Annotated in this window: 13 protein-coding genes; 6 read left to right on the top strand and 7 right to left on the bottom strand. The window is 64.0% G+C overall.

Annotated features, from left to right (window positions below):
• Positions 1-38 precede the first annotated feature (38 nt).
• From THI_RS03735 to THI_RS03760, 6 genes are all read right to left on the bottom strand, one after another.
• Positions 39-644, bottom strand: a complete 606-nt coding sequence (locus THI_RS03735) for a hypothetical protein (protein ID WP_013104891.1) — start codon at positions 642-644, stop codon at positions 39-41.
• Positions 632-1,948 (bottom strand): PilW family protein, encoded by a 1,317-nt coding sequence (locus THI_RS03740; RefSeq protein ID WP_013104892.1) that lies wholly within the window; start codon positions 1,946-1,948, stop codon positions 632-634. The genes THI_RS03735 and THI_RS03740 overlap by 13 nt, the downstream gene beginning before the upstream one ends.
• Position 1,949: 1 nt before the next feature.
• Positions 1,950-2,456, bottom strand: a complete 507-nt coding sequence (locus THI_RS03745) for a type IV pilus modification PilV family protein (RefSeq protein ID WP_013104893.1) — start codon at positions 2,454-2,456, stop codon at positions 1,950-1,952.
• Positions 2,453-2,935 (bottom strand): GspH/FimT family pseudopilin, encoded by a 483-nt coding sequence (locus THI_RS03750; protein ID WP_013104894.1) that lies wholly within the window; start codon positions 2,933-2,935, stop codon positions 2,453-2,455. The genes THI_RS03745 and THI_RS03750 overlap by 4 nt, the downstream gene beginning before the upstream one ends.
• Before the next feature lies 1 nt (position 2,936).
• Positions 2,937-3,392: a type IV pilin protein gene (locus THI_RS03755; protein ID WP_013104895.1), complete on the bottom strand. Its 456-nt coding sequence runs from the start codon at positions 3,390-3,392 to the stop codon at positions 2,937-2,939.
• Positions 3,393-3,613: 221 nt separating this feature from the next.
• Positions 3,614-5,305 carry an IS1634-like element ISThsp7 family transposase gene (locus THI_RS03760; RefSeq protein WP_013104896.1) on the bottom strand — a complete coding sequence of 564 codons (1,692 nt, stop codon included), beginning with the start codon at positions 5,303-5,305 and terminating at the stop codon, positions 3,614-3,616.
• 422 nt (positions 5,306-5,727) lie between these two features.
• Between THI_RS03760 and THI_RS03765 the strand changes: the two genes are divergently transcribed.
• The 6 genes from THI_RS03765 to THI_RS03790 all read left to right on the top strand — a co-directional run bounded on the left by THI_RS03765 (position 5,728) and on the right by THI_RS03790 (position 13,381).
• Positions 5,728-6,018, top strand: coding sequence for a co-chaperone GroES (locus THI_RS03765; protein WP_013104897.1), 291 nt, complete (start codon positions 5,728-5,730; stop codon positions 6,016-6,018).
• Between the two features lie 58 nt (positions 6,019-6,076).
• The gene (gene groL, locus THI_RS03770; protein ID WP_013104898.1) at positions 6,077-7,717 is read left to right on the top strand and encodes a chaperonin GroEL; all 1,641 of its coding nucleotides are present in this window, start codon (positions 6,077-6,079) and stop codon (positions 7,715-7,717) included.
• A 136-nt stretch (positions 7,718-7,853) separates the two neighbouring features.
• Positions 7,854-9,095: a zinc ribbon domain-containing protein gene (locus tag THI_RS19480; protein ID WP_013104899.1), complete on the top strand. Its 1,242-nt coding sequence runs from the start codon at positions 7,854-7,856 to the stop codon at positions 9,093-9,095.
• Positions 9,096-9,150: 55 nt separating this feature from the next.
• On the top strand, positions 9,151-10,311 hold the full coding sequence (locus THI_RS03780; protein ID WP_013104900.1) for a zinc ribbon domain-containing protein: 1,161 nt from the start codon (positions 9,151-9,153) through the stop codon (positions 10,309-10,311).
• A gap of 63 nt (positions 10,312-10,374) precedes the next feature.
• A complete protein-coding gene (locus tag THI_RS03785) occupies positions 10,375-11,052 on the top strand; it encodes a zinc ribbon domain-containing protein (RefSeq protein ID WP_013104901.1) in 678 nt (225 codons plus the stop codon).
• Between the two features lie 28 nt (positions 11,053-11,080).
• Positions 11,081-13,381 carry a patatin-like phospholipase family protein gene (locus THI_RS03790; RefSeq protein ID WP_013104902.1) on the top strand — a complete coding sequence of 767 codons (2,301 nt, stop codon included), beginning with the start codon at positions 11,081-11,083 and terminating at the stop codon, positions 13,379-13,381.
• Here the strand turns inward: THI_RS03790 and yihA are convergent.
• The gene (gene yihA / locus THI_RS03795) at positions 13,362-14,054 is read right to left on the bottom strand and encodes a ribosome biogenesis GTP-binding protein YihA/YsxC (protein WP_013104903.1); all 693 of its coding nucleotides are present in this window, start codon (positions 14,052-14,054) and stop codon (positions 13,362-13,364) included. The two genes, THI_RS03790 and yihA, sit on opposite strands and share 20 nt — an antisense overlap.
• Between the last annotated feature and the right edge of the window lie 147 nt (positions 14,055-14,201).

Here is a 14,201-nt window from a genome sequence, read left to right on the forward strand (position 1 = left end):
GGCGTTCAGAAAAGAATCTGTGGATGCGATCGTGGGGATCAGGAAGCACCCGGCGTGCAGAGTTTGAAGACACTCTCGGTATTTGCGGCCGTAGTGCCATTGCTTTCCTGCATATGCATGAAAATGTCGTAATAAGTGGCAGTGAATCCGGTCGTGCCGCACGCATAGGCGTCCACCGGCAGATTGGTGGGCACGACGGTGACGAGTACCGTGTAGCCGCCAGGCAAGGCGGGCGGTGCGGGGCTGATGGCGGTGGCCACGTTGCTCAAGGTGTCGCAGGTCTTGGCGGCCTGGCAGTTCTGCCAATAGGTTGGGGCAGAACTCGATCCGGGCACCGGCCATGGACTGCTGGTGTTGATCGGAACGTAAAACCAGGGCTTGCTGCTGGCGGCGATCTCCAGAGGCACAAGACCTGCCCCGCTGGCGGTCTGGATGATGGCCTGCTGCACCTGCCGCAGTGCCATGTCACCGGCTTGCACGTCTTTCTGCCGCTGCACGGTGTTGCCGGTCATCACCCCCTGGAGCAGTGTTCCGCGCATGGTGAACAACACACCGAATAGCAGCACCACCAAGGTGATGAGAGTGAGCAGCAGCACGTAGCCGCCCTCGTCACGACGCGTCAGGTTAGGGGTCAGTGCGGCCATAGCTGGTTCCGAACGGCAAATTCGGATTCGATGACGGAAAAATGGTTGTGGCTGTAATCAGGCAGGCCACCAATGCCTGTGGGTACGGTGTAGGGGGTGAACTGTGCCGGGCCCAGACTGGGGCTGGGTAGGGCGATCGTTGTAGGCGCGGTGTATCCGGGGTCGTTCTGTAGCGATTTGGTCACCAGTGCGAACAGCACGCTGCGCACATTTGCCGTGTACTTCCCGCTCACGACGGCGGGCCATGTGAGGTAGTTGGTCACGCTGCCGGAGTTGCTTTCATCCACCCCGAACAGTGCCTGCAGGCTGACCACGCCTGCCGCTACCGGCACTGGCGGGCTCACAAGCATGTCGGTCTGGGCATTGAGCACGGCACGCACCAAGACTGGATAGGAGCCGCCGCCCGCATTCGCATATTGGCCGATGTAATAGACCACGGTCTGCACGTTGCTGCTGGTTTGCGGCCCCAGATCGGTGAGGCGCGATTGCACGAAATTCGGATTGGTCAGACTGCCGCCTGGCGGCAGCGCCCCGGCAGCGATCAGCTGATTGTTGAAGGGTGAGTACCCGGTGCTGGGAAACAGACTGCTGCTACTGCTACTGATGTAAGTGGATGAGGGTGAAGTGCTGGGCCCGATATCGGCGATCGGAACCCGGAAACACACCAGTTTCCCGTTGAGCGGCATGCGCAGCAGGGCGGCATCGCCCACACTCAGTCCGGCGGTGGAAGCCAGGGGCAGTTCACTGCTGTTGAGCGCACCTTGGCCGTTGGCGGCTTGGGTGGTGGAGTTCTGCACGACGTAGGCGGTGGGGTTGCCGTTGCCTGGCGTCTGCAGCGCGCTGGTGGCGCCGGTAAAGAACAGCATGTCGGTGAATTGCTGCTTGGTGCCATAGGCCGAGGGGTCGGGTGTGATGCTGGGATAGTTGGTACTGCCTGCTGCGGTGCTGGTGGGCAGGGTCAGCGGCTGCGACGCAGCAGAGACCGGGTACTGGGCAAACGGCTGGCTGCCGCCAATGCCGCTGTCGTAGGCCAGCAGCACGCTGCAGCGCGACTGAGCGCCGCCGAGCATGAACCCGGCATTGGACAGATCGCGACTGATGAGATCGAGCGCGGCGCGGGTCTGGGTATCGCGCTGCATCACATCGCTCATTTCCACGTTCTGCTTGGTGAGGGACGACTGCACCAGCAGCACGGCGATGGCGAAGATCAGCCCGATGACCAGGGCCACCATCAGCTCGATGAGACTCAGGCCGTGCTGGCGGTGGGCGGCGGATAAGGAAGGAGAGGTGGAGAGGTGTCGCATGTCAGAAGCCCACCTGGTACTGATACGTCTGGCTGCGCGCGCCGCCACCGCCCTTGCCTGCGGCCCAGGCAATGGTCAACGTCACGCCGCATAGCGGGGCATTGGGGTTACTCACGTCGCAGGGGTTACCGTCGGCGCCCGCCCCGGTGGTGATGGTGACTTTGGCGCCTGGAAGCATCATGGATGGAGTGCTGAAGATATTGGCCAGCCAGGGCTGCAACGCGGCGGGGGCGCTGGCCGATGCGCTGGTGTAGCTTTGCGTGACGCCCGCGCTGAGCTGCGATACGACTTGCGGGCTGGCTTGCAGAATGGCCCAGAACTGGTTGCCGAAAGCCGCAGTGTCCAGCGCTTCCTGGTTGGCGGTCTGCGCCGGAACGGCCAGGCTATAAAGCGATGCGATCGACAGCATCCCCAGGCCGAAAATGACGATGGCAACCAGCACACTGATGAGCGACATGCCGGCCTGATTTACGGCTGCGCGAGCGGGAGGAGGGGGCTGGAGCGTCATGATGCGGTGTTGGCGTTGAGAATCACACTGCCGGAGGCGAGTACCTGCAGCGTCCAGGTCTGGCCTTGCGCAGCGGTCACGGTGATGGTGGGCGCGGTGTTGATGAAGCCTTGGCTATCGAAAGTGAGCGTCTGCGTGTTGCCGCCGGTGATGCTGCAGGTAATGCCCGGGTAGCTGGCGGCGATTTGGCTTGGCGACATTGAGTGCTCTGCAATCACCGTTCCGCCCACACTGGTGCTCCAGGTACAGGTGTTGTTTGCCCCAAGGGTGATGGTGACCGGCTGCTGCGTGGTCACCGCCTGATTGCGTGCCCAGGCCACGTCTTGGGGAAACTTGTTGACCAGCACCGAGGTTTTGCCGGAATCGACCATGCTCACCAGATTGGGCACGACCATCAGGCCGAGCAGGGCGGCGATGGCGATGGTCACCATCATTTCGATGAGGGTGAAGCCCGTCTGACGTGACTTGATGAGGGACATGTCAGGTGTTTCCGGATTGATCGCGCGCCCAGCCATTCGATGTGGTTCCAGCGGGCAATGGCGGGGAACTGGTTCCGGGTGGCATGGCCCAGCCTGATGCGGGCACGCTGGTGGTGTATTTATTGCCGTCCTGGTCGATGGCGTAGCTGGGTGCGACGAGGCCGCCCGTCGGCGTGGCGGTGAGGGTGAAAGTCGTCGCCGTCAGGGTGGGGCAACTGAACTGGTAATCCTTTCCGGCGGGCGGTGTCGCGCAGATGGGAGCGCCAACATAGGTGCGGTTGTCCTGGTAGTACTGCTGCAGGGCCACGCTCATGCTGGAGAGGTTTGAGAACGCCTCGGTCAGCTTGCTGCGAGTGACGTAGCTGGTGTAAGCCGGAATGGCGATGGCCGACAGAATGGCGACGACCGCCACGACGATCATCAGTTCAATCAGGGTGAAACCGCGGTTGCGCTGCATGGATGGACTCTCCTTGCGTGCATTGTGGAATTGCTTTGCACAAACTGCCGCAGCGAGCCGACGAACGGTGTGAATCTGGCGACGAACGGTCGATTCTTTCCAACATTTACCGTACGTACATTTGGTGACACTGTTGGCTGGCCACTGAGGCGGCGGGCCCGAGTTCGACACCAACTGTCGTAAGTGCTTGATCTGTCTATGGCAGGTTGTTGAAATTGCCACTACAGCAGGGGCAGTTGGGTGTCTTGGGTGGGTTTTTTGATGTTGAGTGCGGCCAGGACATCGGCCTGGCGAGGTTGGATGGTGGAGATGCCGTGGATGGGGGCGCCGCTGTCGATGCGCACGGTGTGGCGCTGGATGCGGCGCAGGTCGGCCAGGGCGGTTTCTGGAGACAGTTCGCTGCTGGCGAGTTTGAGGCGCTGGCGCATGACGCGGTACAGGATCAGCGCGATGAAGCACAGGCTGGCGTGGGCCTTGATGCGCTCGGGCCGGCGGTGGAACACCGGGGCGATCTCGATCTCGGACTTGAGCACCTTGAAGCCACGCTCGATGTCGGCCAGCGACTTGTAGCGCCGCACCACCTCGGCCGGGCTCAGATCCTGGACATTGGTGACCAGCATCAGCTTGCCGTCCATGAGTTGCGCTCGCGCGAGTGCGGTTTCATCGATCGCATAGGTGAACAGATCGGACTGCAGGTCCACCTTGATGATGCGCGCCAGGCGGGCGTCGCTGACTTCGTGGAAGAAGCGGGCCTTGGCGCCGGAATCCGAGAGCTTGCGCCCGCGCTGGACTTTGCCTTCGTCCTGGGCGTCGAGCTTGCCGGCCAACTGATCGGCGCGTTGCTGCAAGGCATGGATGCGTGCAAGGCGCTCCTGGGTTTGCTCGGTCGCTCGCACGGGGCTGTGGACCACCACCAGGCGATGGCCTTGCCACTGCGCCTCTTCGACGATCTCCTGGTTGGCCTGGGCAGCACGCTCGCTCATGGGCTCGAGAAGATCGACAAACTCACCGTAGCGTCGCCCCGGCACCGCCAGGATGAACTCCAGCGGCCGATCTCCAGCCCCATGCAACTTGGACAACGCCTCGATGTTGTCAAGCGAAAGTAGCCCGCGGTCGGCCACCACCACCAGGCGCCTGATGTGCGGGTAGCGCGAGAGCACCTTCTTCAAGGTGGGCTCCAGGGTCGGCGCCTCGGCGGCGTTGCCGTCGAACACCTCGTGGAAGATCGGCATGCCGTCGGCTGTCTGCACCACGCCCAGCAGGAACTGCCGGGCGATCACGCCCTCCTTGGACAGGCCGAAGTGGCGTACATCACCGTCTTGCTGGCTGAGACCTTCGGCGCGGATGGTGGTCAGATCGTAAAAGACCACCGAGAGGTCTTCATCAATGAGCGGGCGCAGCAACTGGGCCACGCAGTCGTCGACGGCTTGCTGGTGGTCCATCAGGGCATCCATGCTGCGCAGCAAGTGCTGATGCGTCAGCTTGTCCACGTCGATGCCGGGCATGCTGACGGTCTGCAGCCAGCGCAGCACGCCCAGCTTGGAGTCTGGGTCGCACAGTCGGTTGAAGACCATCACACGGATCGCGTGCTCGACCGCAGTGGTGAACCGGGCGCGCCGGAAGATGGCGCCCAGGCCATGGAATCCGAGTTCGTGCCACAAGGCGTGCAGGGCCCAAACATCGCCCAACGTCAGCGCCGACTCGAAGCGCACCTGAGACGGATCACTGTCGCCCGAAGGCCGACCCTTGGCCCGCAGCAAGGCCCCCAGCAGGGCATCGAGCGGTCCGCCCTGTTCGTCCAGACGCCCGAGGGTTGCGATCGTGCGTTGCCGGGGTTGGCCATCCGCGTTGCGGAACGACTCCACCAGCCGAACGTAGCGGTGACCGCCCGAGGAGGAGATCTTGAGGAACATGCACCAAGTATAGCGCTGCGCACGCGCAGATGAACTACTTCACGGTAGTAAATTGGCACTACAAAGAAATCTGAAAACGCCCTTCTGAGCGCTTGCAAGTGATTGATTCATAGGACCCCGGCGATTGTTTGTGGCTGCGCAACGGCTTCGAACTGTCGAACTCAGGGGCGGGCGACCTCTCGGCGGACTTCTTGTCGATCACCTCCGCTCGCGGGGTTTGTGCGCTGGCTCTTGAAACCCGAAAGGCCGTCCCTATAATTAGCACTCGTTGAAGGTGAGTGCTAACAACGGCTTCATCGCACTGTCATGTACGCGCCTTCAAAATGGGTTTCTGGCCGTCGGTTCCGGGCATCGTCCGGGAGGCGGTTTGTCATTGGGCTCCGAGCAGGCGCCCGGTTTTCCACAAACTTCAGGAGATTTGCATGAAATTGCGCCCTCTGCATGACCGTGTCGTGGTCAAGCGTATCGAACAAGAAACCACTACCGCCTCGGGCATCGTGATCCCGGGCAGCGCGGCGGAAAAGCCCGATCAAGGCGAAGTGCTGGCCGTGGGGCCGGGCAAGCATGACGACCAGGGCAAGCTGGTGGCCATGGCAGTGAAGGTGGGCGACCGCGTGCTGTTCGGCAAGTACGCCGGCCAGACCGTCAAGGTCGACGGCGACGAACTGATGGTGATGCGCGAAGACGACCTGATGGCCGTCATCGAGAAGTAATTCACGTCATTCGCGTGATCTGATTCCTGCTTCAACTGCAAATTTACGGAGAATTTCAATGGCTGCAAAAGACGTGATTTTTGGTGCGGACGCCCGCGCCCGCATGGTGGAAGGCGTGAACATTCTCGCCAACGCTGTCAAGACGACCCTGGGCCCCAAGGGCCGCAATGTGGTGCTCGAGCGCTCGTTCGGCGCCCCCACCGTGACCAAGGACGGTGTGTCCGTGGCCAAGGAAATCGAGCTGAAGGACAAGCTGCAGAACATGGGCGCGCAGATGGTCAAGGAAGTCGCCTCCAAGACCTCCGACAACGCCGGTGACGGCACCACCACCGCCACCGTGCTGGCCCAAGCCATCGTGCGCGAAGGCATGAAGTATGTGGCCGCCGGCATGAACCCGATGGACCTCAAGCGCGGCATCGACAAAGCGGTCACCGCGCTGGTCGAAGAGTTGAAGAAGGCCTCCAAGCCTTGCTCCAACACCAAGGAAATCGCGCAGGTCGGCTCTATCTCGGCCAACAGCGACGCGAATGTCGGCCAGATCATCGCTGAGGCGATGGACAAGGTGGGCAAGGAAGGCGTGATCACCGTCGAAGACGGCAAGAGCCTGGAAAACGAGCTCGACATCGTCGAAGGCATGCAGTTCGACCGTGGCTATCTGTCGCCCTACTTCATCAACAACCAGGACAAACAGGTTGCCGTGCTCGACAACCCGTTCGTGCTGCTGCACGACAAGAAAATCTCCAACATCCGCGACCTGCTGCCCGCGCTGGAGCAAGTGGCCAAGTCCAGCCGTCCGCTGCTGATCATCGCTGAAGACGTGGACGGCGAAGCGCTGGCTACCCTGGTGGTCAACAGCATCCGCGGCATCCTCAAGACCGTGGCCGTCAAGGCACCGGGCTTTGGTGACCGTCGCAAGGCCATGCTGGAAGACATCGCCATCCTGACCGGCGGCAAGGTCATCGCCGAAGAAGTCGGCCTGACGCTGGAAAAGGTCACGCTGGCCGATCTGGGCCAGGCCAAGCGCATCGAAGTGGGCAAGGAAAACACCATCGTCATCGACGGTGCTGGTGTTGCCGCCGACATCGAAGCGCGCGTCAAGCAGATCCGCATCCAGATCGAGGAAGCCACCTCTGATTACGACCGCGAAAAGCTGCAAGAGCGCGTGGCCAAGCTGGCCGGTGGTGTGGCCGTCATCAAGGTCGGCGCCGCCACCGAGATGGAAATGAAGGAGAAGAAGGCTCGTGTCGAAGACGCCCTGCACGCTACCCGCGCTGCGGTGGAAGAAGGCATTGTGGCTGGCGGCGGCGTGGCCCTGCTGCGTGCCCGTCAGGCCGCAGGCGAGATCAAGGGCGACAACCACGACCAGGAAGCTGGCATCAAGATTGTGCTGCGTGCCATTGAACAGCCGCTGCGCGAAATCGTTGCCAACGCCGGTGGCGAGCCCAGCGTGGTGATCAACAAGGTGCTTGAAGGCAAGGGCAATTTTGGCTTCAACGCCGCCAATGACACCTACGGCGATATGCTGGATATGGGCATTCTCGACCCGACCAAGGTCACCCGCACCGCGCTGCAAAACGCCGCCTCCGTGGCGGCCCTGATGCTGACCACCGAGTGCATGGTGGCCGAGGCGCCGAAGGACGAGAGCGCACCCGCCATGCCCGGCGGCGGTATGGGCGGCATGGGCGACATGGGCATGTAATTCCAGGTCCCGTTCAGCAGCGTGCTGCAACGCAAGCCCGCCATCCGCAAGGATGGCGGGCTTTTTTGTCATGGAAAACGCATGAAGCTGTCAACGCTCTCGTTAAGATCGTTGCCATTTCGATCTGGGGGCCACCATGCCACGTTTTTGTACCCAATGCGGCACGCAGAACCAAGAAGACGCCAAGTTTTGCCGACAGTGCGGCGCGTTGTTGCCGACTCAGGTCAAGCCGATGCAGCCCCCAGAGGCTGCTGCCCCGCATCCCCAGAATGAGGCGAGCCAGCAAGCCGAGCAGGCGGCGCAACTTCAGGCCGCGCAACTTCAGGCGCATCGCGATGCGCAGGCATTGAGAGACGAAGAGGCGCGCCGGGCTGAAGAGGCGAGACGGGCCGAAGCCGAGGCCGAGCAGTCCCGGCGGCAAGCCGAGCGACAGGCGCAGGAGGCCGCTGATCGGCAAGCGCAGGCCCAGGCGCAACTGCAGCGCGCGAAACAGCAGCAGGCAGAGAATGAAGCCGCCGCGGCTGCGGCTGCGGCTGCGCGAGAAGCCGAACAGACAGCGCAGCGTGAGCGCGCGCAGCGCGAGGCCGAGCGCCTTGCCGCCACGGCCCGGTTGGAAGCGGAAATACGCGAGCGTGCACAGGCGGCCCGCGCCGCGCCGCCGCCCCGCAGTGCCTCGCCCGATCAGTCATCTCGATCCGGGCGCGGCCAAGGCGCCCAGCAGCCGGTGAAGGGCAGCAACGCGTTTCTCATCGGCGGTATCGCCACGGGCGTGATTGCGCTGCTGCTCATAGGCGGGGGAGGGCTGTGGTGGTCGATGCAACCTCCGCAGCAAGACAAGACGGGTGCTTCCGTAGGTGCGAGCGAGGCGGCGTTTGCGGCGTCGGCTCCGGCTCAGCCAACGGCGGCGAGTACATCCCGCGCCGCTGCGGCCGCGCCTGCCCCAGCGTCGCAGGCCGTGCCGACCACACCGGCGGTGGCGTCGGCGCCGCCTGTGGTCGCACCCAAGCCCGAGCCTGTCGTGCGCAAGCCCAGCACGGCCACGCCTGCTCCGGCGGTGCCGCAACGTCAGGCCCAGCCGGAGACCTTTGCGCCCGTTGCTGCGCCTGCGCGCCCTGCGCCGCCAGCGCCTCAGCCGACGCAGGCCCGCGCGCCCGTCGCAGAGCCCGTGCCTCACGCCGCACCACCCAAGCCGACGGGACGGGTCGAAGCCCTGCGCGCCGCGCTAGCAGCCTGTCAGACCAAGGGCAACTTTTTCACCCAGCAACTCTGCATTCAGGAAACGCGCTGGAAGTATTGCGGCGCGCCGCTGTCGCCCGATCCGCTGTGGGGCAAGATTCCCGAATGCCCCAATTCGTCGTCGGAACAGAACAATCCGTGAGAGCCTGTACCGGGTTTGACCCGACCAAACTTCACCACCGTCCAGGGAGGACATCATGACCGTGAAAACCACCAACAACCTCGGCGTGCTGCTGCGCAGCTACGAGGCGCTGCACAACTGGCGCGCGCTGGCCATGCTGGCGGGCAGCTTCGTGCTCGGCGGGCTGGCGATCAGCGGGGGCGCGGCGGCGGGCATGAGCTCGGGCAGCGCCGCAGTATCGATGCTGATGGGGCTGCTGGGCGCGATCATCATCATCGTGGGCATGAATGCCAGCGGGCTGATGCTGGTCGATCAGGCGTATGACCAGCCGATCCGCGGTTTCGCCCCGGCGTTTCTGGGCGGGGTGCAGGCGGCGCTCTACGTCATCGGGCTGCTGATTCTGCTCGGCCTGGGGTTTGGCGTGATTCTGCTGGCGGCTTATCTGCTGTCGCTGTTCGGCCGCATTCCAGGCATTGGCGGGTTTCTCGGTTTTCTCCTCGGCGGGCCTTTGGTCGTGGTGGTGGCGCTGGCTTACGCCGTGCTGCTGCTCGCCGGGCCGCTGATGATTGCGGCGGTCTGGCATGGCGAGGGCTTCATCGCCAGCCTGTCGCGCGCCGTGGGCATTGTCACCCAGCGGCCGCTGGAAGTGTTCATGCACTTTCTGGTGCTGGGGCTGCTGGTGTTCCCGGCTGTGGCGTTCATCTTTGCCGTGGTGTTCGTGGGCAGCATGTTCGTCGGCGGATTTTTTGCCGCGGGCAGTTTCGGCGGCATGGGCATGGGGGGCTTCGGCGGTATGGGCGGTATGGGGGGCTTCGGTGGCTTCGGTGGCATGCGCGGCATGGAAGGTGTGGCGCTGGGCGGCGCGGGCATGGGCGGCGCGGGCCTGTCGATCGGCTTGGTGTGGTTTCTCGCCTGGTCGGTGGTGAGCCTGATCTATGTGCTGGGCATGATCTTCGTGTACCGGGCGGTGAGTGAAGGCGTGGAGTCGGCTGGGTCTGAGCAGATTGGGCAGAAGCTGGCCCAGTTCAAACAGAAGCTCGACGACTACAAGCCACGCCCCGCGCCTGTCGCGCCGCCGCCCCCGCCACCTGCGGCTCCTCCGGCTCAACCTCCCGCTCCATCACCGGAGCCGACTTCCCCCGCCCAAGTGGCCGACACCACACATTGCCCGGCCTGCGGCGCCGCCGTGCAGCCGGACGATGTGTTTTGCGGTAGCTGCGGTCATCGGCTCAAGTAAACACGCTCCCTGAAGCCAGGGAAGCCAGAAAATCGCCTGCTAACACCCACCCAACCCATCACTATGAGTTACGAATTTTCCGATCGAAGCCAGGCGCTGAACCTGCCCAATCCCTACCGCATCGAAAACCTGTTTCTCTACTTTGCGGCAGCGGCGCTGTTGGGGGCGGGGCTGATCGTGGCGGCGGTGTATGCGCTGTGGGGGCGCTACGACTTTCGTTCCACCGTGATCTGGGTCGATATTCAGGGCAGCTATGAATCGGCGCGCATGGAAATGGGCAATGTGCTGGCCGATCGGCTCAAGACGGAAAAAGACGTCATCAACATCGAGGCCATGACCTTGCGGGTCTGGGCGTCAGAGATCGACACCGTGCTGTTCGAGCGCACCGGCCCGCGACAGGTGCTGGCCATGCGCGGGCTGCCCGACGTGGCGCGTGGCATGGCGGGCGAGTTGCGCGGCTTTGGCCAGGAGCGCCCCACCTTGATCGCGCCGCAGTCCAGCCTCGATGCGGAGCGCGCGGCGCATATCGGGAAGTTCAATCAGTTGCTCGGCGGCGGCGCGGAGTCGGCCGCGGCGCTGCCCGCGGCGACCGCCCAGGCTCTGGGGCTGATGCCCGCCGCGCAGGCCGCCGAATCCGCCTCGACGACGCCTTCTCTGAAAGGGCGGTTCTGTTCACAATGTGGCACACAGACGGCTCTGGAAGATCGGTTTTGCGGCTCTTGCGGAAACGCTTTGGCCTGAGTGCCAGGTAAGGGCCGAGAAAGTTCGCATGCGGCAATTTCCGGGCTACAGGCGGATTCGGGGCGCGGCGGCTGCGTGCCTGATCGGGGCGCTGGTCGTCGGCGGCTTGTCGCTGCTGCCTGCCGCCGCTCAAACACCTTCCGCGCCCGCGCTTGCCCCTGCACCCGTACCCACCGTCGTGCCCGGCAAGACCTGTCTCGTGCTCTCGGGCGGCGGGGCGCGGGGGCTGGCGCACATTGGCGCGCTACAAGCTTTGCAGCAACTGCGCGTGCCGATCGACTGCATCGCCGGCACCAGCATGGGCGCCATCATCGGCGGGCTGTATGCCGAGGGCGTGTCGGTGGATGTGCTGCGCAGTCAGGTTTCGGGCATGGACTGGGCCAACGTGCTCTCCAGTCGCCCGGCGCGCGAAGGGCTGGCCTTCCGCCGCAAACGGGCCGACGAGCAAATGCCCGGCGGCATCGAGTTCGGGTTGAGCGATCACGGACAGGTGCAGTTTCCCAACGCGGCAGTCAACACCACCCAGCTTGAGCAGGTGCTGACCAATCTCACCCTGCCCGCGCTGACCGTGCGCGATTTCAACGATCTGCCGATTCCCTTCCGCGCCGTGGCGACCAATATGGTGACGGGCAAGAAGGTCATCCTGCAGCAGGGCGTGCTGGCCACGGCGCTGCGCGCGAGCATGTCGGTGCCTGGGGTGTTTCCGCCCACCGAGTTTGGCGGTGCCTTGCTGGGCGATGGCGGACTGGTGGACAACTTGCCGGTGGATGTGGCGCGCGACATGGGGGCGCAGCATGTGGTGGCGATCAATATCGGCACGCCGCTGGCGTCGCGCGAGTCGCTCGACAACATCGTCGGGCTGACCTCGCAGATGATCAATATTCTGATCGAGCAGAACATCCGCGCACAGATCGCCACGCTCAAGCCGGGCGACGTGCTCATCTCGCCCGACCTCGGCGACCTGTCCTCGCTCGATTTTCAGGCGGGCGACCGCGCCATCAAAATCGGCTATGACGCGGTGATGGCCGCCCGCGCGCAGCTCGAACCGCTGGCCTTGCCGCCCGCGCAATACGCGCAGTGGCGCGACGCCTTCGCCCGCCGGGCGCAGTCTCTGGTGGCGCAGTTGCAGTTCAACGCGCCGCTGGCCGGGGTGGAAGTGCGCGGGCTGTCTGCGGGCATCGATCAAACCTTGAAAGCCCGGCTGGAGCAAAAGCCCGGCGAGCCACTGCAGTTCGACAAAGTGCGCACCGATGTTGATCGCCTTTTTGGCAGCGGCGATTTTTCGCGGGTGGATTACCGCCTGGTCTCCGGTCGGCGTGGACAGGTGCTCGAATATCGCCTGCAGGACAAGCCCTGGGGCCCCAACTATCTGCGCTTCGGGCTCGGGCTCTATACCGATCTGCGCAACCAGTCGCGGTTTTCGCTGCAGCTCTCGCAGCGGCGGCCCTGGCTCAACAGTCTGGGCGGCGAGTGGCGCAACGATCTGCAGATCGGCTGGCGCAACCGCTGGATGTCCGAGCTATATCAGCCCATCACGCGCGGCGGCTGGCCGTTCGTCTCACCCTATCTCGATCTGGACGCGCGGCCCGTCGATGTGTATTCCGGCAACAACCCCGTGCTGCGCTACCGCCTCACCACGCAGCGCGTGGGCCTGGATCTGGGCGTGCCCCTGGGCGACTATGGCGAATTGCGCGCCGGTCTGAGCCGGGCGAACATCTACGGCACCTATTTGCTCGGGGCGCCGCCGCTGAACAACAGCAGCGCCCTGCTGCGCGAAGGCGGCATGCGGCTGCTGGTGCTGGCCGACCGGCTCGATCATGCCTACTTTCCCCGCAAAGGCTGGAGCGGGCGGGGCGAGCTGTTTTTTGCCCGCACCGCGCTGGGCAGCGATGCCAATTACGACCGCATCGACCTCTCCGGGCAGGACGTCGCCAGCTTCGGGCGGCACACCGTGGAGGTGGCGGCCCGGGTGGCCAGCTTCCGCGACCGTGCCGGGCTGCTCAATCTCGACTACCTATCGCTCGGCGGCTTCGACGCGCTGGGCGGCTATCGCGAGGGCCAACTCATCGGCAACTACCTGATCTATGGCCGCATTGCCTATCGCTACGAACTGGTCACGCCCGGATTGTTTGGCGGCGCCGCCTATCTTGGCCTAGCCTACGAGCGCGGCAACACCTGGGCGCAGCGCGCGCAGGTCAGCCTGAGCGATCTGCGTTCGAGCACCAGTGTGTATCTCGGCACCGATACGCCGCTGGGCCCGGTGTATTTCGGCCTGGGCAAGGCGCCAGGGCAGAAAGTCAACTTCTATCTCACTCTGGGTCGTCCGTGAGCTCGCTCGCCGCGCCGGACTCCCGCTCGGATTCGGAACCTTCTGTCGGCCTCGCAGCCTCCTCCAGCCAGCTTTCAATGAGTTGCGACGCCGATTCAACGCCCGACAGCTTGGTGGCTGAAAACAGTTGCAGCGAAATCGGCGCCGTCATGCCCACCGCCTGCGCGTGCTGCGCGAGTTGATCGCGTGCCGCCTGCGCGGCGCGCTGTCCCTCCTGGCGGTTAAGCTTGTCGGCCTTGGTCAGCAGCACATGCAGCGGCACGCTGGCCGGGGCCATGAAAGCCAGCAGGCTCAGATCGGTTTCGGTCAGCCCCAGGCGCGAATCGGCCAGCAGTATCAGCCCGACTAGCGGCCCGCGCTCGGCCAGATACTGGGCGAGAAACAATTGCCAGCGCTTTTTGTCGGTTTTGGCCACCGCCGCATAGCCGTAGCCCGGCAGATCGACCAGCAATCCGCTGGGTGAGTCTTTTGGGCCGACGGCGAAAAAATTGATGTGCTGGGTACGGCCGGGCGTTTTGGAGGCGAACGCCAGTTGCCGCTGCTGGCACAGGGTGTTGATTGCCGTGGATTTGCCCGCGTTGGAGCGGCCGACAAAAGCGATTTCAGGCAGCCCGGTAACGGGCAGGTTCTCCATCGAAGAACTCGTCACCATAAAACGCGCACTGTGGAGCAAGGGGCTGAAACGCACCTGCGGGGGGGTTGACCTGCTGGAATTCCCTATATTCGCCATAACTTATGTATCGGTAGGATGCGCCATCTTGTGCAAACAGGCTGGCCGGGTGCAGCAAAGGGCTGCGCTCTCGCCGGTGTCCGAGCCGCG

The sequence above is a fragment of the Thiomonas arsenitoxydans genome, assembly GCF_000253115.1.
Classification (GTDB): domain Bacteria; phylum Pseudomonadota; class Gammaproteobacteria; order Burkholderiales; family Burkholderiaceae_C; genus Thiomonas; species Thiomonas arsenitoxydans.

Excerpts from the sequence above, each read along its gene's own strand:
- THI_RS03765 (WP_013104897.1), top strand. The coding sequence starts at position 5,728 with ATGAAATTGCGCCCTCTGCATGACCGTGTCGTGGTCAAGCGTATCGAA.
- THI_RS03745 (WP_013104893.1), bottom strand. The coding sequence starts at position 2,456 with ATGACGCTCCAGCCCCCTCCTCCCGCTCGCGCAGCCGTAAATCAGGCC.
- THI_RS03750 (WP_013104894.1), bottom strand. The coding sequence starts at position 2,935 with ATGTCCCTCATCAAGTCACGTCAGACGGGCTTCACCCTCATCGAAATG.
- THI_RS03790 (WP_013104902.1), top strand. The coding sequence starts at position 11,081 with ATGCGGCAATTTCCGGGCTACAGGCGGATTCGGGGCGCGGCGGCTGCG.
- THI_RS03780 (WP_013104900.1), top strand. The coding sequence starts at position 9,151 with ATGACCGTGAAAACCACCAACAACCTCGGCGTGCTGCTGCGCAGCTAC.
- THI_RS19480 (WP_013104899.1), top strand. The coding sequence starts at position 7,854 with ATGCCACGTTTTTGTACCCAATGCGGCACGCAGAACCAAGAAGACGCC.
- THI_RS03735 (WP_013104891.1), bottom strand. The coding sequence starts at position 644 with ATGGCCGCACTGACCCCTAACCTGACGCGTCGTGACGAGGGCGGCTAC.
- THI_RS03760 (WP_013104896.1), bottom strand. The coding sequence starts at position 5,305 with ATGTTCCTCAAGATCTCCTCCTCGGGCGGTCACCGCTACGTTCGGCTG.
- THI_RS03755 (WP_013104895.1), bottom strand. The coding sequence starts at position 3,392 with ATGCAGCGCAACCGCGGTTTCACCCTGATTGAACTGATGATCGTCGTG.
- THI_RS03785 (WP_013104901.1), top strand. The coding sequence starts at position 10,375 with ATGAGTTACGAATTTTCCGATCGAAGCCAGGCGCTGAACCTGCCCAAT.
- THI_RS03740 (WP_013104892.1), bottom strand. The coding sequence starts at position 1,948 with ATGCGACACCTCTCCACCTCTCCTTCCTTATCCGCCGCCCACCGCCAG.
- groL (WP_013104898.1), top strand. The coding sequence starts at position 6,077 with ATGGCTGCAAAAGACGTGATTTTTGGTGCGGACGCCCGCGCCCGCATG.